This is a genomic window from Stenotrophomonas sp. RIT-551 (assembly GCF_026241915.1).
GTDB classification, from domain to species: domain Bacteria; phylum Pseudomonadota; class Gammaproteobacteria; order Xanthomonadales; family Xanthomonadaceae; genus Stenotrophomonas; species Stenotrophomonas bentonitica_A.
This window is the reverse complement of the sequence record NZ_JAPJIU010000014.1, coordinates 62,529-82,915: the sequence shown is the minus strand read 5'-3', so window position 1 is coordinate 82,915 and position 20,387 is coordinate 62,529. Positions and strand designations below refer to the sequence as shown.

20 protein-coding genes and 2 pseudogenes are annotated in these 20,387 nt (G+C 61.8%); 11 read left to right on the top strand and 11 right to left on the bottom strand.

The features are described from left to right. Nucleotides 1–91: 91 nt before the first annotated feature. A complete protein-coding gene (locus ORK51_RS15165) occupies nucleotides 92–301 on the top strand; it encodes a hypothetical protein (protein WP_266085550.1) in 210 nt (69 codons plus the stop codon). 3 nt (nucleotides 302–304) lie between these two features. Continuing rightward, nucleotides 305–574: a hypothetical protein gene (locus ORK51_RS15160; protein ID WP_266085548.1), complete on the top strand. Its 270-nt coding sequence runs from the start codon at nucleotides 305–307 to the stop codon at nucleotides 572–574. Between the two features lie 170 nt (nucleotides 575–744). On the opposite strand, the gene ORK51_RS15155 is transcribed toward ORK51_RS15160, so the two are convergent. The 3 genes from ORK51_RS15155 to ORK51_RS17945 all read right to left on the bottom strand — a co-directional run bounded on the left by ORK51_RS15155 (nucleotide 745) and on the right by ORK51_RS17945 (nucleotide 4,891). Continuing rightward, nucleotides 745–2,007, bottom strand: a complete 1,263-nt coding sequence (locus ORK51_RS15155) for an McrC family protein (RefSeq protein WP_266085546.1) — start codon at nucleotides 2,005–2,007, stop codon at nucleotides 745–747. 3 nt (nucleotides 2,008–2,010) lie between these two features. Next, nucleotides 2,011–4,101, bottom strand: a complete 2,091-nt coding sequence (locus ORK51_RS15150) for an McrB family protein (protein ID WP_266085544.1) — start codon at nucleotides 4,099–4,101, stop codon at nucleotides 2,011–2,013. A gap of 535 nt (nucleotides 4,102–4,636) precedes the next feature. After that, nucleotides 4,637–4,891 carry a SymE family type I addiction module toxin gene (locus tag ORK51_RS17945; protein ID WP_429000688.1) on the bottom strand — a complete coding sequence of 85 codons (255 nt, stop codon included), beginning with the start codon at nucleotides 4,889–4,891 and terminating at the stop codon, nucleotides 4,637–4,639. Nucleotides 4,892–5,002: 111 nt separating this feature from the next. On the opposite strand from ORK51_RS17945, the gene ORK51_RS15145 reads away from it, so the two are divergent. Both ORK51_RS15145 and ORK51_RS15140 read left to right on the top strand, forming a co-directional pair. Then, nucleotides 5,003–5,218, top strand: a complete 216-nt coding sequence (locus tag ORK51_RS15145) for a hypothetical protein (RefSeq protein WP_266085542.1) — start codon at nucleotides 5,003–5,005, stop codon at nucleotides 5,216–5,218. 87 nt (nucleotides 5,219–5,305) lie between these two features. Further along, nucleotides 5,306–5,602, top strand: a complete 297-nt coding sequence (locus ORK51_RS15140) for a hypothetical protein (RefSeq protein WP_266085540.1) — start codon at nucleotides 5,306–5,308, stop codon at nucleotides 5,600–5,602. A gap of 25 nt (nucleotides 5,603–5,627) precedes the next feature. Here ORK51_RS15140 and ORK51_RS15135 read toward each other — a convergent pair. The 3 genes and pseudogenes from ORK51_RS15135 to ORK51_RS17965 form a co-directional block, all read right to left on the bottom strand. Further along, nucleotides 5,628–6,179, bottom strand: a pseudogene (locus tag ORK51_RS15135) (IS3 family transposase); the annotation flags it as partial. Nucleotides 6,180–6,208: 29 nt separating this feature from the next. Further along, a pseudogene (locus tag ORK51_RS17940) lies at nucleotides 6,209–6,424 on the bottom strand (IS3 family transposase); the annotation flags it as partial. A gap of 59 nt (nucleotides 6,425–6,483) precedes the next feature. Further along, nucleotides 6,484–6,774, bottom strand: coding sequence for a transposase (locus ORK51_RS17965; protein ID WP_490723230.1), 291 nt, complete (start codon nucleotides 6,772–6,774; stop codon nucleotides 6,484–6,486). A 331-nt stretch (nucleotides 6,775–7,105) separates the two neighbouring features. Here ORK51_RS17965 and ORK51_RS15130 point away from each other — a divergent pair, with 331 nt between their 5' ends. Together ORK51_RS15130 and ORK51_RS15125 are read left to right on the top strand one after the other, a co-directional pair. Continuing rightward, complete coding sequence (locus tag ORK51_RS15130; RefSeq protein WP_266085538.1) at nucleotides 7,106–8,815, top strand: McrB family protein; 1,710 nt, start codon at nucleotides 7,106–7,108, stop codon at nucleotides 8,813–8,815. After that, a complete protein-coding gene (locus tag ORK51_RS15125) occupies nucleotides 8,797–10,038 on the top strand; it encodes a 5-methylcytosine restriction system specificity protein McrC (RefSeq protein WP_266085536.1) in 1,242 nt (413 codons plus the stop codon). Before ORK51_RS15130 ends, ORK51_RS15125 begins: the two co-directional genes overlap by 19 nt. Here the strand turns inward: ORK51_RS15125 and ORK51_RS15120 are convergent. The 3 genes from ORK51_RS15120 to aceE form a co-directional block, all read right to left on the bottom strand. Further along, complete coding sequence (locus tag ORK51_RS15120) at nucleotides 9,955–11,046, bottom strand: DNA cytosine methyltransferase (RefSeq protein ID WP_266085571.1); 1,092 nt, start codon at nucleotides 11,044–11,046, stop codon at nucleotides 9,955–9,957. The two genes, ORK51_RS15125 and ORK51_RS15120, sit on opposite strands and share 84 nt — an antisense overlap. 2 nt (nucleotides 11,047–11,048) lie before the next feature. Beyond that, nucleotides 11,049–12,236 (bottom strand): DNA cytosine methyltransferase, encoded by a 1,188-nt coding sequence (locus ORK51_RS15115; protein ID WP_266085534.1) that lies wholly within the window; start codon nucleotides 12,234–12,236, stop codon nucleotides 11,049–11,051. A gap of 352 nt (nucleotides 12,237–12,588) precedes the next feature. Then, nucleotides 12,589–15,276, bottom strand: a complete 2,688-nt coding sequence (gene aceE / locus ORK51_RS15110; RefSeq protein WP_261997590.1) for a pyruvate dehydrogenase (acetyl-transferring), homodimeric type — start codon at nucleotides 15,274–15,276, stop codon at nucleotides 12,589–12,591. A gap of 115 nt (nucleotides 15,277–15,391) precedes the next feature. Here aceE and ORK51_RS15105 point away from each other — a divergent pair, with 115 nt between their 5' ends. From ORK51_RS15105 to ORK51_RS15090, 4 genes are all read left to right on the top strand, one after another. Beyond that, nucleotides 15,392–15,580 (top strand): hypothetical protein, encoded by a 189-nt coding sequence (locus tag ORK51_RS15105; protein ID WP_152663705.1) that lies wholly within the window; start codon nucleotides 15,392–15,394, stop codon nucleotides 15,578–15,580. Between the two features lie 165 nt (nucleotides 15,581–15,745). Beyond that, nucleotides 15,746–16,249, top strand: a complete 504-nt coding sequence (locus tag ORK51_RS15100; protein ID WP_266085530.1) for a PadR family transcriptional regulator — start codon at nucleotides 15,746–15,748, stop codon at nucleotides 16,247–16,249. 87 nt (nucleotides 16,250–16,336) lie between these two features. Next, nucleotides 16,337–17,134, top strand: coding sequence for a siderophore-interacting protein (locus tag ORK51_RS15095; protein WP_046272875.1), 798 nt, complete (start codon nucleotides 16,337–16,339; stop codon nucleotides 17,132–17,134). A 57-nt stretch (nucleotides 17,135–17,191) separates the two neighbouring features. Continuing rightward, nucleotides 17,192–17,629 (top strand): hypothetical protein, encoded by a 438-nt coding sequence (locus tag ORK51_RS15090; RefSeq protein WP_266085527.1) that lies wholly within the window; start codon nucleotides 17,192–17,194, stop codon nucleotides 17,627–17,629. Nucleotides 17,630–17,854: 225 nt separating this feature from the next. Here ORK51_RS15090 and ORK51_RS15085 read toward each other — a convergent pair whose 3' ends face one another. Then, entirely contained in the window at nucleotides 17,855–18,556 is a 702-nt protein-coding gene (locus ORK51_RS15085; RefSeq protein WP_019186198.1) for a YceI family protein, read from the bottom strand. An 86-nt stretch (nucleotides 18,557–18,642) separates the two neighbouring features. Beyond that, the gene (locus tag ORK51_RS15080; protein ID WP_019186197.1) at nucleotides 18,643–19,233 is read right to left on the bottom strand and encodes a malonic semialdehyde reductase; all 591 of its coding nucleotides are present in this window, start codon (nucleotides 19,231–19,233) and stop codon (nucleotides 18,643–18,645) included. 128 nt (nucleotides 19,234–19,361) lie between these two features. Here ORK51_RS15080 and ORK51_RS15075 point away from each other — a divergent pair, with 128 nt between their 5' ends. Continuing rightward, complete coding sequence (locus ORK51_RS15075) at nucleotides 19,362–20,333, top strand: mitochondrial fission ELM1 family protein (RefSeq protein WP_019186196.1); 972 nt, start codon at nucleotides 19,362–19,364, stop codon at nucleotides 20,331–20,333. Nucleotides 20,334–20,387: the final 54 nt, after the last annotated feature.

Sequence of the window (20,387 nt, the reverse complement as noted above, 5' to 3'; positions counted from 1 at the left end):
ACCTGTTGAACATGGACGGGCGAAGCCCGGGTGCCTTTTTGGCGTTGTCATCGCCGACGCACCCCAGTGTGCGTCGCGACAGGAGATCCGAATGAAATATCTTATTGGTCTGTACACCCTGCTCATTGTTCCATTCTGCGTGTACGGCTATTTCTGGGGCGAGTACGCCTATAAGGGGTTCGCCTACAACCTTGGGCGCGCCTTTATCTGGCCAGCCATCGTGTTTCCTGTGATCGGCCAGATACTCGGCGTCATGGTGTTGTTGGGCTTGATTTACTTCCTGACAATGCGGAGGTCCTGAGCCATGAACATGCGAGTGCTCACGATGATTGCGCTGACCTGCGCCACCATGGCTGGCTCAGGCTGCAGCAGCGAAGTTGACAAGATTCGGATCGAATTCATCGACAGCTGCAAGCAGGGCGGCGCAACCACTGCAGTATGCAAATGTGCGTTCGATCATCTCAAGAGGCACTATGGCGAGGATGGTCTGATTTCAGTGCAAGCGCGTCAAACGCCGCCGGCGGACTTCTTCGAAGTACTGAGCGGCGCCGCCCAGCAATGTAGAACGAGGTAGGTAGCACTCGACTCCTTGCGGGAGGTTCTGGAACAACGATTCCTGTATGACCTCGCGCTTGAAGCCGAACATTTGCTGCAGTAGTCATTGAGTGATCTCAATGTCTACTGCAGCCGTCGATTGATATGCCACTTCATTTTCCAGAGCGCTTTCGATAACAATGCGCGGACCTACCAGTCCTCTGGCACCACCAGTGTCCCCTGCTCCAGATCGAACGGCAGCACCCACAACCTCAGCTGATCATCAAACGCGAATACCGGCAGGCCCTGATCGAACCCGGCATGCTGCGGATACACCAGCGCCATCTCACCCACGCCCCCCAGGTACCGCTGTCCATAGGCGAACATCTGGTAGAAGTCTGCCTGCTTCAACCCGTACTTCTCGCGCGGGTCGGCTGCGCGCCCGTCCAGCATTTTCCACTTGGTATCCAGCACGCGCAGCTCCTCACCCCGGCGCAGCAGAAAGTCGGGGATCAGGTTGAACCATCCCTTGCCCTGGTGGCTGCACAGGTGTTCAGACGCCGCACCACCCACCTGCCATGCCGGCGCAAGCTGGCGGGCAAGGCATACGCCAACATAGCGTTCGAACAGACGCTCCATTGGAAACATCATGCTGGGGCTGCGCCAATCCCCCCGCAGCGCCAGCGGGCTCTGCCCCAACAAGATCAGCTCGCACAACGGGCGCACAGGTCGGTAGTGCGCCATCAGCCGATCAGTACCCCAAGCACGCAGGTCCGCGGCGACGTGGGTGCTGCGCGGCACGCCCGCCATGCGCGTAGAAAGCTCATGCGCCAGCCGCCAGCTACCGGGGTTGCGCGTGCGGGCGCACACACAGCCCAACGCAGACCGCAGCAGACGGTTCTCCGGGCGGTCTTCGCTGAAGACATCGTGCTCCAAGTGGAACAGATGGGCACGGGTGGGCGGCTGCCTCAGCTGCCGCGTGGTATCCAGGCGCCCGCGCAGGAACACCTGCTCCTCGCGCACCCGGGTGTAGTCGAAACGCAGCCCGCGCTTGACCAGCTCATCCAGCGCAGCCAGGAAGCGCGCCATCACCCATTCGTTCAAGGGCAGGTCGAACAGCGCCACCCCGGCCAGGCTGCCTTCGCGCGGCGGGATGTCCAGCACCGTGCACAGCATGCGCCGCAGCAGCCGACGGGCGGAGGCGTGGTCGCCGTCGGCGGTGACATGCTTGGGCAGCACCTCCAACGTTGTGCCGTCCGGGCACTCCATTACCCCTACATACTGGTCCAGCCGTAACCAGCGGGCACCGTCGCGCTGCACCAGGGCCGCGCCGCCGCCACGCAGGCGCTCGAACTCCGCGCATAGCCAATCGAAGGACGCCTGCGGCAGCCAGGCCGCATCCATTCCCTCCTGACGCGGCGCATCGGCGCAGACGCCAATCCGCGCGTACTCGCGGACCGTGAGCACCGCCACGGCTCAGCCAGCCCGGCCAGCGAGAATTCCCCGGTAGCTGGCCGCCTGCTCAAACGCAGCCTCGTGGATGTACCACCGGGCGCTATCGGGCGCGAGCTGCACATCCGGTGCGAACAATCGGCCCAGCTGAAGGTCGCGCTGCCGCAGGAAGCGCTCGCCTTCCGGTTTGACGCCATCGTTGAGCACCCAGGCAATTCGCTGCCAATCCTCGAAAAAGTACTCCTGCAGCAACGGCAGGATGCGCAGGCGGAAGGCATCGGCCAGCGATGGCAGGTCGGTTACGCCCATCAGGTAGGCATGGCCGATAAGGTGGTCGCGCCCCAGCAGCACCTCTATGCGGTCATTGATCGTGCCCAGCAGCTCGCCCAAAGGGACATCGTCGATGACAGCGTCCAGCAGCTGTGGCTGTGGCGGCATCTCGATGAACCGGAAGCGCCGGCGCAGGGCCACGTCCATGGCCGCCAAGGAACGGTCAGCGGTGTTCATGGTGCCGATCAGGTGCAGGTTGGCCGGCACCGCGAATACCTGCTTGGAGTACGGCAGGTGCACTGACAGCGCCTCGTCCATGCCCTGCCGCTTGCTGGGCTCGATAAGGGTGATCAGCTCGCCGAAGATGCGTGCGATGTTGCCCCGGTTGATTTCATCGATGATGAGCACATACGGCAGATCGCTGTGCTGGGCCTCGATGCAGAGTTCCAGGAACACGCCGGGTTCCACTGCATACTCCAGCGCACCGCCGTCGCCCGTGCGAGCTTTCAGGCCCTCCACGAAGTCTTCGTAGGCGAAGCTCTGGTGGAAGGTGACAAAGCGGATGTAGCCTTCATCCAGCAGCGCATCGAATCGCTGCTTCAGTAGTGCCCGGCCGCCGGCGCCCTGACGGGGTGCCGTAGCCAGCAGTTGCGGGTCGAGGATTTCCAGCGCTTTTTCCACCACGCCGTAGGTTTTGCCGGTACCCGGCGGACCGTACAGAATGGTGTTGGTGGGGCGGTGCATGGGGGTCATTTCAGCCTCGTCGTCTACGGCCTCGTCCTCGGCTTCTTCGGCCTCGTCTTCAGGCTCGGCGCCGTCGCCTTGCTCGTAGGCGATGGCCACCCACAGGAAGGATTGGATATCAATCATGTCTTCCGGGGGCCAGCCGTCTTCGGTGAGGCGTTCGGCGAGGCGCGCGGCCAAGGCGCGGATGCGCTCCCACTCCTCGGTCACCATGCCGCCCTTGCCGAAATCGAAGGTGGGATCCAGCAAACTCAGCGCCCGGCGCATCTGTCCGGTCTTGATGAAGAAATAGCCGGTGGGATCATCCAAGGTAAGCAGCAGGCTCGACAGCGAGCGTTGGGCTGCCGGCTGCAGGGGCGTGCTGAGCCCGGACAGGCAATCATTGAAATCATCCAGCCGGTCACCCGGTCCCTGCAGGCGAAGCAGATCCATCACCCCGGCGCCCAACTGTATCTGGTCGTGTTCGGGAAGGTCAGCCAATTGGGCAACGATGCGCCAGCCAACCACGTTCTGGGGCTGAGGGTTATCACTGCCCACCCGAACACGCAGCAGCTTGATCAACGCCGTCCAGACCTCCTGCGCCGGTCCGTCCCGAAGCGCCGGGGCCATGATGCTTTCGTAGTGGTTGATCAACTGCCGCTTGTAGCTGGATTCGCGCAGCAGCCGCGGGTCATCAAAGCCGATAAAATCCGGGAAACGTGCCAGGAATCGCTCGCGCAGCCTCACATAGCCCAGCTCGAAGCTATCCCGCAGTTGACCGGTACGCGGCTCTACCCGGTACTGCCCCTCACGCTCGCGCACCAGCAGCAGCGAATTGCCTGCCACCAAGCCCAGCCGCTTGAACGCGGGCGCCACACGGGAGCGGATGCGTGCGGAACCTGGGCCACTTGCACGCAGGTCGGAGGTGACCTGGTAGCCGTCGGGGAAGGTGAACACTGCGGCCCTGCCCGAAGGGACGTCTGGCCGCCCCAGCATGGCGGAAGAAAAGCCTTCCCAACCGGGATCCACCGTGATGTAGCCATTGCGAATGGCACCGTCGGTGAGCACCACCTCGTAGGTGAGCGGCGATGCGGCCGTATCGGCCTGATCCGGATTACGCATGGCGCACATCCGGCGCTTGGTTGATCGTGCCAATCCCTGTGCTGACCATGCATTCCCCCTGTTTTCGATTGAGGAATGCTACGGCGGCACGCTTGGAGACGACAAGGGGCGGATAGCACTGCTTGCCATTCCCTGCATGGCGCAGGCGCCCCGCTTGACCAGGTCAAAGGCCCCGGCCTCTGCGTCGGCATCCACACACGATTGCCGCACCACATACTCCCGCATCAACCGCTGGAGCACCTGTTCGGCGGGGCGGTGCTCGCGCGCCGCCGCGTGCTGAAGCCTGCGCGCAGGCCAGCGGCCATTTCCAACTGCATGAAGACACTCTTGCTCATGCGTTCCTCCACTGCTGGGTTATGAAACTGGTTGTACATCCACACTGCACCGGGCGTGCAGTGACGTGCTGGCGTTTGCGCCTGCCACAGTGCCGCGCTGCCGAACCGCGGCAGGCACTGCGGCTGTGCGGCCAGGCCGCCCGCAAGGGCTGGCGGGCACTGGCCGTGGAGCGGCCCACCCGGTGGGTGGACGCGGGCGCTCAGCCGGTGCGGTGCTGCAACTTGCGGGGGATCTTCTTAACCACCGGCACGGGCCGCTCCACCACCGTAAGGGTGATGCTGCCGTGCGTGGCCTCCACCTTCAGGCGGGCGCCTACGTCAAAGCCGAGCTTGTCCAGCCAGCGGCCGCGCAGCTTGAGGTAGGGAACAATCTCGGTGGGACCGCACTCTTCGCGGTCCGGGTACGTCAGCGCGCCTACGCGGTAGCTGCGTGCGGGGCGCTTGTTCCCGTTGATCTGGCAGGGGTCGGTCGGCGGCGTCTACGGTGCGACGCAACTGGCCCGGTTCAGTCGCAGGCCTTGGGACGGGGTGGCGGCATCCTCTCTGGCCTATCGTGAGGACCACAGATGACCAGGATTGACGGGGATTGGCTTGAGGCATTCGACGAGGCCATGTTGGGCTTCTTCGCTATCGACCATGCGGATGCGGGCATGGATGAGTGCCTGTTGGAGTGCTACTCGGACTTGCCGGCCAGGGAGGCTGCGCTGGCGTTTGGGGAGGACTATGAGCTTTGTCGGGCGAACATTTTTTGGCCCCCGCATAGGCTGGTTCTCAGTAGCTGACCGGCTGTTTGCGACAGGCGGTCACGCGTCTGGCATACCTTGGACCTATCGAATCGGCGAGTCGCATAGGCGAGAAAAGGGGCGGAAGTGGACGAATGGACTCAGGATCAGCTGGCGGCTGCAGTTGATGCCTACGGACTGATGCAGTTGCGCTCCGCAAATGCTCGGTCTGTCAATAAGACGCTGTTCTATGGAGGGCTTGCAGAACTGCACGGCCGTACCCCAAAATCCTGGGAATACCGGATGCAGAACATTTCCCATGTACTCGACCAACTCCAACAGCCCTGGCTCGCTAGACTGCGCCCGGCGGCGAATGTTGGCCGTGAGGTCACTGGTCAGTTGCTGAAGCTCCTAACGGGCGCGCCAGTTGAACCTGCCCCCTGAAAACGGACGCCTAAAAGCACGGGGGTCAAGCAGCGGCTTCCAGCTTCGCGGCGTAGTCGTTTGGCGAGACAAAACCCAGTGACGAATGCAACCGGGTCGGATTGTAAAAGCCGTGGGTATAGGAGGCGATCGACTGTCGCGCCTGATCCTTTCTTTCGTGTACGCCATCGGCTTCTTCATTCTTGAGCGAGGCCAAGAAGCTCTCGGCGACAGCGTTGTCCCAGCAGTTCCCCTTTCGACTCATGCTCTGCACAACCCCGTGGGCGGCAAGCGTTCGGCGGAAGGCGGCGCTGGTGTACTGACTGCCCTGGTCGGAGTGGAAAAGCACACCGGGCGATGCCGGTGACACAGACCAGGCATTGAGGAAGGCCTGTTGCACCAGGTCATCGGGCATGTGGTCGGACAGGCTGTGGCCCAGGACCTGCCGCGTTTGCAGGCTGATGACGGTTGCCGGATACAGCCAGCCCTCCCGCGTGGCCAGATACGTGATGTCGCCCACCCGTGCCGGCACGCTGCCCAAAGCAAAGCGGCGGTCCAGCACATTCTCAGCAGGCTGCCCTTGGCTGCGCGGGGCTCGGGCGGGCCGACGGCCCCCTTGCTCTTGCCCCGCAGGCCTTCCTCGACCATCAACCGAGCAACCCGTTTATGGCCCACAGCATGGCTCTTGGCCTGCAACGCCTTGACCATCCGCGGCCTGCCATAGGTTCGGCGGCATCTAGCGTGGATGGCGCGCAGATCGCCACGTAACACCAGGTCCGGATCCGGTACCGGGTTGGCCACACGCCGCAGGTAGTCATGGAAGCCGGAGGTGGAAACCTCCATCAGCCGGCAGAGCACGCGCACCGGGTAGGTAGCCCGTTCACGGGCGACGAAGGCGTACTTCACTTGGACTCTTTGGTGAAGAACACCGTGGCTTTCTTTAGGATGTCTCGCTCCATATTGAGCGTGGCATTCTCTGACCGACGTCGGCTCAGCTCGCTCTCCAGCTCACTCGTAGGCTGGCGCTTAGGCGAACGCAGGGGCTGGCCAGACCGGGACGCGGTCAACCAGTTGGCTAGCGATTTGACCGAGATATCCAGATGCCTTGCTGCGACTAGGCCGATGGACTCTGCCAGCTTGATGGCTTGGGATTTGCAGTCGTTGGTATAGCGACGGCAAACCTGGGGTGACATGAGGAGCCTTCAAGTGCGATCAAATTATCGCTTCTTGGCGTCCGTTTCAGCGGGGCAGGATCACTACGGTCCGATGCGCATCATGTGGCATGAGTCCGATAATGGGAGATCGCTTGCTACTGTCGATCTTCCCGAGTTGGTTGGTGCCGCCTACGTAATGGCGAAACTGGCACGCTACATTCGCAAGATCTGGGGTGGGTTGCACGTAAGCCTACGTAACCGACACGCCAGGGGCCGTCTGTGAGGACAGCTCCCTGCCAAACATTGAAGGGGTGTGCAATTTGGCCAGCAGGCAATAGAATTCGTCAATCTGGCATGCATGGAGATGGAGATGTCGTGGAGCACCGCCAACCATGAGGTAATTCCCGGGCAGGAGTTTTTACTCCCTGCCGGCACTATGCACCCCTACCTATGGGCTTTTCTGCAAAGCGATGGGGAGACATTTAAGGAATCTGTCGACGACTACGCGGGGTTGCGTAAGAACCTGGCTATTGCCATTGAGCGATTCCACGGGAGAAGTGTTCGCGGGAAGGCTCCAACTGATGAGGTGAAGGCGTCCAGACTGAGAACGTGGAAGCCCCTATTCGAGCGAGCAGGCCTGCTGATGGTGAACAGCAGGGGTGTTCTCGAAGTATCCCCTTTCGGACATGCAGTGCGTGACTTGTTTGACGACGTCACCAATAGGATCGCTGGAGCTAATGAGCACCTGGCGCAATGGGCAACGACCGTACTGAGTCGCTACCCCCTACTCAATCCTCTCGAAGGACCAAATGGCGGCAACGGACTGTATCCAAGCGACAGCGATCTCTTGCCATTTCAAGCTATTTGGCAGGCAGCGAGGCAGCTTGGCGATCGCCTACATTGGGAGGAGCTCAATCGCGGACTGATGTTGATTCATCACCAGCGGGATCTCCAGGGAGTGATTGATAGCATATCTGAGGCCAGACGAGCTGGAGGAGAGAGCTATTTCGATGACCCCAAGAAGTGGCTGGGTTCAACGGTGGCAGTTGAGGACGGGAATCAGACTAGGCGCCGCGTAACACCATGGCTTAGCCGAGCTAGTTTCGGTGGGCTACTAGCTGAAGACGATGAGATCAGCGGCTTATGGACTCTTAGGGAGGACAGGATTTCATTGATTGATGATGCGCTGAGAGAACCGATCTGTGTTCCCGTGGAAGTGAGATCCGATAGAGCCTCATTCGTCAAGTGGCTTTCTTCGCCCATTTCTAGGAAGCGGTCAGGTATGCCAAATGAGGTGGACTCCGAGCTGATCAGAGCTGGCAAGGAGGCATGCCGCAAGTTTGGTCACTCCACGATCATTTGTTTGTCTGGCATGCCGGGCACAGGCAAGTCAAGACTTGCGCGAATGATCGCTGATGAACTCACGGAGAGCGACCCCTACCGCTCCATGGAGATCCAGTTCCATGAAGGCACCTCGTATGAAGATTTTGTCGAGGGTTTTGTTCCAAAGCCTGACGGTACGGGTTTCCAGTTGACGCATAAGACCCTGCGAACAATTTGCCGACGCGCTTCCTCCGACCCTCAGAATAGAAACTACGTCCTATTGATTGAAGAGTTTACCCGAGCCAACACACATGCCGTACTCGGAGAATTGCTGACCTACATAGAGCACCGCGGAAGGAGATTCCGCTACTCACTTTCCCAGAATGAGGATTCGATTCCTGCAAATCTAATTGTAATTGCAACGCTGAACCCGAGAGACAGGTCCGCAACCCAGCTCGACTCCGCGATTAGGCGTCGTATGCATTATTTGGATATAGCGCCCTCCACGGCGGCACTGGTTTCCATGCTAGAAGCACGAGTTCTCCCGGAGACACTTTCACGCCTTTCTCGCTGGTATGAGCGATGGTCGACCTCACTCCCGTTCGGACATGGCATTTTTGCAAACGCAAAAGATGAAGAAGATTTAGAGGATATTTGGAAAGGCACATGCCTCCGCCTACTCGAAGACACTTTCGGGGAGATTGATAGCATCTACGCACAGGCTGCCGAAGAATTTCCATGCCAAAGCAACTCATAATAGAGTTAAGAGAGAGAGGCCAGGCCTCGCCCATCGCCACGTCTCAACTCGAACGCAGCGAAGCTTTGGCCGAGCTTATCAATCTGTCGAGGCGGGGTATAATTGGCGTGCAGCCAAGCAACGGCTTCATACTTGTGCAGCCAAGGAATCTGGTGGGCCTGTATGAATCCCCCAGCCTTGTCGTAAGAATATCCCCCAAATCAAAGGAGCTCGCGGACTCATTACTTTCACTAATCTCGGATTGGAGACGGTCGGTAATCCATAAGAATCCCTGGGGCATAGCTTCACAAGACCGCGGGGAATCCCTTTGGAGCACATTTGAACGTTTGATGTCATCAATGCTACGGGAAGGTACGCCGTGGATCTACGTTCGCACTGAGCGCGTCAGCTCAACTCCTCGAGGCTCGATTGATTTCACCAAGACAATCAAAAGGCTGGCGAATAGGGGCATACAACACAAGGTTGTGACGCATAGATCGGAGCGCACGGCGCTCGCGGAATTGCCCTCTGCACTTCTAGCCACAAAGAGATGCATTCTCAGACTGGAAGAACCCACCCCTGTAGTTCGCCGAAAGATTGACCAACTGGTCCTCTCGACGGGCGACCACCGAGCCGAGATATCGCTAGAGGGCGCGAGACGTATATTTCAAGAGGCAGAGGCCTTGCCTAACCGGCCCGAGCTGAAGAGGTTATGCGCATTCTGCATCAGTGCACTTGATCAGAATCCCATCCTCCAGTCTGAAGTAATTGGCCAGGGCATTGCTGAATTCACTGACCTGGAACGCACCTGGGAAACTGCACTCCAGATACTGCTCGGCCAGGCCAGCGGCAACCTAGAACATTCCGCAGAGCTTCATCCACTCCGATCACGCCAAGTTCTTGCATTTAGTAATGGCGGCCCGGAGATTGACCCTGACATTATCTGCTATTACAGAGGCGCTCCAATTTTGGTGGCAGACGCCAAATACTCTGTAGCGAGCAGCGCACTTGCCAGCGACCTTTACCAACTGTCCACCTATGCAAGAAGGGTAGGCAGTTCAGCCGGTATATTGATATACGTATCATCCACGGAACATTCAAAAATAGAAGCAGTCGGCAGGCTGGAAAATGGCTGCGCACTGTACGCAGCCTATCTATCATCATCCGCGTTTAAGCCTCTTGCTTGCAACCCTTTTTCCGAGATCTACGGCGCTATCGCGGGGAGACAGATGAGCCAGCATTGATCTAGCCACCGAAGCGGCAAGGAGTGGCGGGACGGCGTTTCCGATCTGTCTCGCGACAGATTTCTGGTCACCGGTGAAGATAAAGCTATCCGGAAATGACTGGAGCCGCGCGCCTTCTCGGTTCGTAATATTTCTCACTTCCTCCGGATGCGCGAACCTACCCCGGGTAAAGCTATCGAACATCGCAGTTATTGTTGGCGCAGGGCGCCTCCAAGACATGCGACCATACACATCAAGATGTCGGTGCCCATTATCCTTGCGATGGCAGGGCAGCCGCAACTCTTCGGGAATGTCGAGCCGTCCGCCCCCCTCTGGGACAAAAGAAAGACGCTTTAGATTCAACTCAGATACTCGACGACGCTGATGATTTTTGAAGTTCGGATGAACCTCGTAGTTTATAGGAGGACTTGGAATACCCTCGAACGCGTCTCGCACCGTCTTGTAACTATCAGGTAGATGCAGGGGTGCCTCGAAATCAAACCGATCGCAACAATCATTTCGGAGAGCTACGACGAAGGCGCGCCTCCGCAACTGAGGAACGCCATAGTCCGCTGCCTGAAGAACCCGCGACGTGACATGGTACGACTTTCGAGACAGAAGCGAATAGACCTTCGCGAGGTGGTCCGCGCCGCGCACCCCCAATATCGCCGGGACATTCTCAATCAAGATTGCTTTTACATTGAGTGCGAGTCCGATCTGCACATGTCGCAAGAGAAGATCGTTTCTCGGGTCTACGGCGGCGCCCCTCCTTTGGAGAGAAAACCCTTGACAAGGGGGCCCCCCAATCAAAACATCGATTTCGCCCGCGCAATCGATAATTTGGCTTGCGACCGAACGAGGGGTCCCACGCGAGAGATCCATTTGTGCGGAAAGATGATTGAAGTTACTGCTGTAAGTCGCCAACGAGTCAGAATCGTGATCAGTTGCGAATGCGATATCAAAGCCCGCGCTGGAGAATCCAAGAGACAGTCCTCCAGCTCCGGAAAATAGATCCGCGACTCGATGCACGCTCACTTTTCATCTCCAATCAAGTCAACCACGTTTCGCGCCTGCTTCTTCCACGCTGCGATCGACGACGATATCGACCTAGCGATTGCTTCATTTACATCGAGCGCCAATTCTTTTGACGCGGGATTCACTCCCTTGCTCCATGAAAAATCGATGGCCTCAGCCACAGCTTTAGCCAATAGAGGTGGCACCGCATTCCCAACCTGCTTGTACCTATCGTCAAACGGCCCACTAAAGTTCCAGTCTCCAGGAAAACTCTGAAGGAGAGCAGCCTCTCTAACGGAAAGACCTCGATGCTGCTCGGGATGGGTGAAACGTCCGCACGAAGGCGTCCTACATCTGGCAGTTATGGATACCGAAGGACGGTCCCACCACAAGCGACCGTAGACATCCCTGAAGCCGTCGACGGACTTATGACAATCTCTAACCATATTGGCAGGCAGCGAAGATCTGCTTCCACCGTCCGAAGGAATGGCTTTGAGCAGAGCTACGGTATCAGGTCGATGCTTGGACGTGATATGCATGGAGTCGGCCGCGCTCGCCCCACCGGCTACGAGCGGCTCAAGCTTGCCGATCGCGTCGCGAACGGTCCGAAAGCTGCTAGGACTGTGTGTGGGCTCAGGAAGATGGCACCGGGTAGCGTCTCGGGTCGCAATTACCAAAGCCCTGAACCTTTCCTGCGGGACGCCGAACTGAGCCGCGTTGTGTAAGCGAGCCCTGACGGTGTACCCAGCCCCCTGGAGAACCGCTCTAAAGGCTTCGAAATGCTTCCAGTTCTTTTGATGCAGCAGCTCCGGAACATTCTCCATAACCACCACATCGGGCAACAGCTTCGCAGCAACCTGGCCGAACACCTCCACCAGATCATTTCTATCGTCTGTACGCCCGTCCTTCTTCCTATGCGAACTAAAACCCTGACAAGGGGCGCAACCAATCAACACTAGAGGCTTACTTTTTTTGTATCCCCACGCGCGCAGGGCGCGCTGCATGTGGACTGGATCGAGAAGGTCGCGCGCACTCATCTCAATTGCAGGGCGCTTCAACATTCGGCTATATGTCTCGTTCGCGTATCGATCGACATCGAGCCCCCCCAATAGTTTGAAGGAGACCGTAGAGGTATTCGCTAGCAAGAAGCCACAAGATGCGCCTCCGCAACCACTAAAGAGATCGATGACCTGAACGTCAATCATTAAATTAAACCTGCTCGTGTAGCCCGGATGCCGTTAAGTCTGATTAGAGCGGACCGCCAAGCCGGCGTGATCAAATGGCGTGGACACATGTTAGGTGGGACGTCGCTCTGAAAATTTTTACTTCTATGTATACGGTGGCGTCTGATGGCTTGATTTCGCGAAGCAACTTACGGATCCGCGCTGACACGTGGAGTCTCAGAGTACTTCATCGCAATCTCAGTTGATGAGATCGCCCAGGATGCGGCCCCCGGTCGGTGCGCTGAAGAAGAGCGATGCGTCACCCCTACAGGCTACCCCAAACGAAGAGGCGACCAATGGCCGCCCCTCCTTTCTGCCACCATCCGAACTGAAATCAAACCCCGACAGGATTAGCCTTCTCAGGATCAATCTTGTACTGCTTGATCGCCCGGGCCACATCCTTAGCCGTCATCTTCCCTTCCTTCGCCAGCGCCGCAATCGCGGCATGCGCGATGTAGTACCGGTCAACCTCGAAGAAGCGACGCAGGTTCGCACGCGTATCCGAGCGGCCGAAGCCATCGGTACCCAGCACCGTGTACGACATCGGCACGAACGAGCGGATCTGGTCCGCGTACGCACGCACGTAGTCGGTGGCTGCAATGGCCGGGCCCTGGCGGCCTTCCAGCAGCTCGGTCACGAACGCCTTGCGCTGCTCGCCTTCCGGGTGGAAGCGGTTGTAGCGCTCCACGTCGAAGCCGTCGCGGCGCAGTTCGTTGAAGCTCGGGCAGCTCCAGATGTCGGCGGTCACGCCGAAGTCCTTGTCCAGCAGCTCGGCTGCGGCAATGGCTTCGCGCAGGATGGTGCCCGACCCCAGCAGCTGCACGCGCAGCTCGCCCTTCTTGGGCTTGCCGGCGTCGGTGAGCAGGTACATGCCCTTGACGATGCCGTCGGCCGCGCCTTCCGGCATTTCCGGGTGGGTGTAGTTCTCGTTCATCAGCGTGATGTAGTAGTACTCATCAATCTGATCTTCCATCATGGCTTTGGTGCCGTGCTGCAGGATCACCGTCACTTCGAAGCCGAAGGTCGGGTCATAGCTGCGCACGTTCGGGATGCCACCGGCCACGATATGGCTGAAGCCATCTTCGTGCTGCAGGCCTTCACCGTTCAGCGTGGTGCGGCCGGCGGTGCCGCCCAGCAGGAAGCCACGGGTACGCATGTCGGCGGCCTGCCAGGCAAGGTCGCCCACGCGCTGGAAGCCGAACATGCTGTAGTAGATGTAGAACGGCAGCATCGGCACGTTGCTCACCGAGTAGCTGGTACCGGCGGCCATCCACGAGGCGATGGCGCCCGGCTCGCTGATGCCCTGCTGCAGCACCTGGCCGCTCTGGTCTTCGCGGTAGAACATGAGCTGGTCGGCGTCGACCGGCTTGTACTTCTGGCCGAACGGCGCGTAGATGCCGATCTGGCGGAACAGGCCTTCCATACCGAAGGTACGGGCTTCGTCGGCCACGATCGGCACGATGTGCGGGCCCAGTTCCTTGTCGCGCAGGGTGATGTTCAGGCTCTGCACGAAGGCCATGGTGGTGGAGTAGCTGCGCTCGCCGCTGCTCTTGAGCAGGCGCTCATAGCTTTCCAGCTTCGGTGCGTTGAAGCTCTTTTCGGCCTTGCGACGGCGCTGCGGCAGGTAACCACCCAGGGCGGCGCGGCGTTCCTGCAGGTACTTCACTTCCGGCGAATCCGGGCCCGGGTGGTAGAACGGCACCTGGCCATCGGCCAGCTGGGCGTCGGTCACCGGGATGTTGAAGCGGTCGCGGAAGTGGCGAACGGCGTCGTCATCCAGCTTCTTGGTCTGGTGGGTCGGGTTGAGTGCTTCACCCGCGCTGCCCATGCCGTAGCCCTTGACCGTCTTGGCCAGGATCACGGTGGGCATGCCCTTGGTGTTCACGGCTTCGTGGTACGCGGCATACACCTTGTGCGGGTCGTGGCCGCCACGGTTGAGGCGCCAGATGTCATCGTCACTCAGGCCGGCGACCATCGCAGCGGTTTCCGGGTACTTGCCGAAGAAATGCTCGCGGGTATACGCGCCGCCGAAGGCCTTGCAGTTCTGGTATTCGCCGTCGACGGTTTCCATCATCAGCTTGCGCAGGACGCCGTTGGTGTCCTTGGCCAGCAGGGCATCCCAGTAACCGCCCCACAGCAGCTTGATGACGTTCCAGCCGCCGCCACGGAAGACGCCTTCCAGTTCCTGGATGATCTTGCCGTTGCCACGCACCGGGCCGTCGAGGCGCTGCAGGTTGCAGTTGACCACGAAGATCAGGTTGTCCAGGCCCTCGCGGCCGGCCAGCGCGATCGCGCCGAGGGTTTCCGGCTCATCGCTCTCGCCGTCGCCGATGAAGCACCACACCTTGCGGTCGGACTTCTCGATCAGGCCACGGTTTTCCAGGTAACGCAGGAACTGCGCCTGGTAGATCGCGGCCAGCGGGCCCAGGCCCATCGAGACGGTCGGGGTCTGCCAGTAATCGGGCATCAGCCACGGATGCGGGTAGCTGGAGAGGCCACCGCCGTCCACTTCCATGCGGAACTTGTCCAGCTGGGCTTCGTCGATGCGGCCTTCCAGGAAGGAACGCGCATAGATGCCCGGGGCGCTGTGGCCCTGGATGAAGAGCAGGTCGCCGGGGTGGTTGTCGCTCGGGGCGCGCCAGAAGTGGTTGAAGCCCACGTCATACAGCGTGGCGCCGGAGGCGAAGGAGGCGATGTGGCCGCCCAGGTCGCCCGGCTTGCGGTTGGCGCGCACGACGGTCGCCATCGCGTTCCAGCGGATGATGGAACGAATGCGCCATTCCAGTTCGGCGTTGCCCGGGCTCTTGGCCTCCAGGGTCGGCGCGATGGTGTTCACGTACTCGGTGGTGGGAGAGAACGGCAGGTAAGCACCCGAACGACGGGTCAGTTCCACCATGCCTTCCAACAGCTGATGCGCGCGCTCGGGGCCCTCGACATCAATAACGGCCTTCAGCGACTCGATCCATTCCTGGGTTTCCACAGGATTCGGGTCGTTGTTCAGCACCTCGTTCAACCAGTTCATTTGCGCTCCCATGACCGCACGCACGCGCGCGACTGTTTTAGATTTCTAGCCGCAAAGTGTAGCGCACCAAGGGGTTTGCTTACTTCGCTACGGTTGCGTATGGAACCATCCAGGCGTGTCCGGAAGGACAGCCGGCGACAGCGCGCGGGCCGCGCTGGAAGGTTCCACGCTGCATTTCAGCCTGCCCGGCAGCGATGACACCGGCGCGTCAGCGGGACACCGATGGACAGCGCAGGCGCTGCGGCGCGGGCGATTGGCGCAGTTCGTGCGCGATGCGACGCCGGCTGAGCGCGCATCGGCGTGAATCATCGGGCGTGCTGGAAGGCCGGGGACGGGGGCAGTGTTCCACCACGAGCACGCACCGTCACACGCCGGATTGACCTGAACGCATCCCTGCCATGCGCGCGCAGTTGCTGGCCGAACCGGAGTTTTCGATATATCGTTCCGCCACTGCATTCGATATATCGAAATGACCTCTCCGCGCGACCTCGACCGCCCTGCCCGCCCGCTGACCGCCCGGCCCCTCAGCCGCGGTGATCTGCGCCTGCTGGTGCTGTCGCTGCTCGCCGACCAGCCGCGCCACGGCTATGAGCTGATCCAGCTGATCAGCGACATGTTCGTGCGGGTTTACACGCCCAGCGCCGGCTCGATCTACCCGGTGCTGGCGCAGTTCGAGGCCGCCGGCTGGGTCGGCGCGGTCGAGGACGGTGGGCGCAAGCGCTACGCCCTTAGCGCGCTGGGCCAGGCCGAGCTGGAGGCACAGCGCGACGAGGTCGATGCAGCGGTGCACCGGGTACGCGACAGCGCGCGCACGATCACCAAGGCCAACCTGCCGCCGTCCGTGCGCGATGCGCTGCGCGAGCTCAAGCACGCGCTGGGCCTGTGCCATGGCCGCTGGCAGGACGACAACGCCGCCGCCGTGGCCGAGGCGCTGCGCGAGGCCGCCGCGCGGATCCGTGCGCAGGGCCGCTGACCTCCCTTCTTTTCAGACCCAGCCAGCCTCCGCCCGCCAGGTCCTTCTTTCTCAACGCCGCGCTGCGGCACTGATCCAGGTATTCCCATGGCTCTGCATGAAAACCGACTGCTCCGTCATACCGTGAAGTTCCGCCCGCTGCAGGTGTTGCGCACCGAAGAGATCAGCCCGTGCATGCGCCGGGTGATCGTCGGTGGCGAGGCGCTGGAAGGCTTCGATTCGCCCTCGCCGGATGACCACGTCAAGCTGTTCTTCCCCAACGCCGAGGGCCAGTTCGTGGTCCCGACGATGACCCCGGAAGGCCCGCGCTACCCGGAAGGCCAGACGCCTTCTCCCTCGCGCGACTACACCCCGCGCTGGTGGGACCTGGAGAGCAACGAGCTGGCGCTGGACTTCGTCATGCACGGCGACGGTCTGGCCTCGACCTGGGCGGCCAATGCGCAGCCGGGCGATGCGATCGCCGTCGGCGGCCCACGTGGCTCGCACATGACCGCCGATGACTTCGACACCTACGTGCTGATCGGCGATGAAACCGCACTGCCGGCCATTGGCCGCTGGCTGGAGACGCTGCCGGAAGGCGCCAATGCCGATGTCTACATCGAGATCCCCGAATCCGGCGACCGCCAGGAGCTGCCGGAGGACGACCGCATCCGCATCTCGTGGTTGGAGCGCAACGGCTTCGACGCCGCCACCAGCACCCTGCTGGAAGACGTGCTGACCGATTTCGAGGAACCGGACGGCGACACCTTCTACTGGATCGCGGCCGAATCGCGCCGGGCCCGGATGATGCGCAAGTACATCGAGGGTCACCTGGGCGTGCCCAAGGACTGGATCCGCTCGACCGGCTACTGGAAGGCGCATGGCAGCGAGCACCACGACGACTGAGCCCGCGACGGGCACCGGCCGTGAATGCGACAATCGCGTTTTGTGCCGGTGCCTTTCATGCAAGCCCCTCCTCTTTCGGCACTGACCGATCTGATCGACCGCGCCGAGCGCGCCGATCCCGCGCTGGATGCCGCCCTGGCGGCGCTGGCGCCCTTCGTGGGCGGGAACATCGCCCCGCTGCGCACCGCCCTGGTGCCCCTGGCCCGCGCGCAGGCCGCGCTGGTGCAGGCGAACATCGATATCGACCTGGTCGCCGATGAGCTGCGCCGCTACCAGAAGTACGCGATGCCCGGTAAGCCGAGCCTGCAGATCGTGCAGCTGCGCAAGCAGCAGGCCTCGGTGAAGCAGGCCGCGCTGCTGGCCCGCCAGGCGTTCGCCCAGGTGACCCATGCGTTCCTGCGCGAGAGCGGCCTGACCGCGCCGGCACGCCGCACGCCGACCGATTTCACCACGCTGTGGCTGGGCAAGGTGATCGCGCAGGTGGCGGCGGGGTGATCATCACGCCGGTGGCGGCGGCTTGATCGCGCTGGTATCCACGCATGGCGTGGATCTACCCCGGTCCCGTCAACGGTAGAGCCACGCCATGCGTGGCTGCGCTTCGGCGGAATTCCTGGTTGCCGGCCAGCGGCCGGCACTACCGGGTATCGATCGGCCGCTGCGCAAAAAGAAAGCCCGCCAATTGGCGGGCTTTCTGCCTTCTCACGACGAGTGAGGAGAAACTCAGGCAGCCGGCTTTTCGCCAGTGGCCTCGGTGGTGATGCGGATGTTCACTTCATCGCTGACGTTCGGGGCGTACGCGCCGACGCCGAAATCGCTGCGCTTGATGGTGGTGGTGGCATCGAAGCCCGCCGCCGGCACCTTGGCCATCGGGTGCTCGCCGCCGCCGTTGATGGTCACATCCAGGGTCACCGGCTTGGTGATGTCCTTGATGGTCAGGTCGCCGGTGACGGTCAGCTTGTTGGTGCCGTTGGCTTCAACCTTGGTGCTCTTGAAGGTGGCGGCCGGGAACTTGGCGGCGTCGAAGAAATCGGCGCTCTTGAGGTGCTCGTCGAACTTGGCGGTGAAGCTGTTCAGGCCGGTCAGCGGCAGCTTCACTTCCACGGTGGACTTGGTCACGTCCGCGGCGTCATACACCAGGGTGCCTTCGGCGGCGCCGAAGTGCGCGGTCGGGTGGGAGAAGCCGAAGTGGCTCCACTGGACCAGCACGTCGGTGTGGGTCGGGTCGAGCTTGTAGGTGCCCGAGGCGATCTGGATGGCATCGGCGGCCGGGGCGGCAGCCGCAGCGTCCGTGGCGGGGGCGGCGGTTTCGGTGGCGGCCGGCGCATCGGCAGCCGGGGCAGCGGCTTCGTCGGCCGGCTTGGAGCAGGCGGCAATGGCCAGGGTCAGGGCGAGCGGCAGCAGCAGTTTGCGGGTCACGGTCATGTCAGGTCTCTCTCGTAATCGAAGGGAAAAGAAAAAAAATTCATGCAGCCTATCCGCACGGACGGGCCACGATCCGGCGGTAACGCTTATGCGATGCGGGCCGCTTCGTCGAAGGACAGGCGAGGCAGCCGCGGGAACAGGCCCGAGGCGTCACCGTACCCCAGGTTGACGAGGAAATTCGACTTGATCGCGGTGCCCTTGAAGAAGGCTTCGTCGACCTTGGCGTTGTCGAAGCCGGACATCGGGCCGGCATCCAGACCCAGCGCGCGGGCGGCCAGGATCAGGTAGGCGCCCTGCAGGCTGCCATTGCGGAAGGCGCCTTCGGTGCGGCCTTCACGCGGGCCATCGAACCATGCCTTGGCATCGGTGTGCGGGAACAGGAAGGGCAGCTTCTCGTGGAAGTCTTCGTCGAAGCCGACGATCACCGTGACCGGGGCAGCCAGGGTCTTGTCGTGGTTGCCCTCCGACAGCGCCGGGGCGAGCTTGGCCTTGGCTTCGGGAGACTTTACGAACACGAAGCGCGCCGGGCTGCCGTTGGCGGCAGTCGGCCCCCACTTGAGCAGCTCGTACAGCGCCTTGAGCTGGCTGTCGTCCACCGGCTTATCAAGGAAGGCGTTCTGGGTGCGGGCGGTACGGAACAGCTGATCGAGCGCAGCATCGTCAAGGACGTGGGACATGAAGCCTCCGGAAATAAGGGAATCGTTCGCGCATCGGCTACCGTGGCAGGGCGACAGCGCGATCGGCGAAGGCTGGCAGTGTAGAGTGTCGCGACAGTTGCAACACCCAGCCTGACTGAAACGAATTAATGCCATACGTGAAACGATGGAGTCCACCCTGGACGATCACTGACGGCCGTGCCGGCAATGTGCGGCAGGCGGTGGCCCTGGCCACGGCATTGAAGCTGGGGGCGCATCGTCCGCTGGTGCTCACCCCGCGTGCGCCCTGGCGCTGGCTGGCCCCGCGCTGGTTGCCGGGTGCGGCCAACGGCTACGGCGAGGCCTTTGCCGCACTGGCCGCCGAGGCCCCTGAGCTGGCCGTCGGCTGTGGCCGCCAGGCCGCCGGGGCACTGCGCGAACTGCGCCGCCGTGGCACCAAGGTGGTGCAGATCCTCGACCCGCGCCTGAGCCCGCGCCACTGGGACCTGCTGGTCGTTCCCGAGCACGACCGCCTGCGCGGCAGCAACGTGCTCACCCTGCTCGGCAGCCTCAATCCGGTCAACGATGACTGGCTGGCCTGCGGCCGTGCCGCGTTCGCTGCGTTCAGCGCCTTGCCCGGCCCGCGCACTGCGTTGCTGGTCGGCGGGCCGACCCCGCACGCGCCCTGGCATGAGCCGGACATGGTGCAGGTGTTCCAGCAACTCGCTTCGCAGCTGCGCGCCGAAGGGGGCAGCCTGCTGGCCACGACTTCGCGACGCACACCACCGGCCCTGGTCGGTGCGCTGCGCAGTGCGTTCGCCGATGTGCCGAACGTGATCTGGGGCGACGGCGGCGACGGCGTGAATCCGTACGCCGGCCTGCTGGGCTGGGCCAACCGCGTGGTGGTCTCGCCGGATTCGGTGAACCTGCTTTCTGAAGCGTGTGCCACGCGCATGCCGGTCGCGGTGGCCCTGGCCGAGCAGGCCCAGGGACGGCTGGCGCACTTCCAGCACGCGCTGCGCGAACGTGGCCGCTTGCAGGCGCGCTGGCTGGACTGGCAGACGCAGGGCCGCATCGAACCGTTGCGTGAGACCACGCGGGTCGCCGAGGACGTGCGCGCACGGCTGGGGATTCAGGCCTGACGTCCTTGCACAACGCTATGATGCGGCCGCGGCCGGTGCCGCCGGAGACCGTGT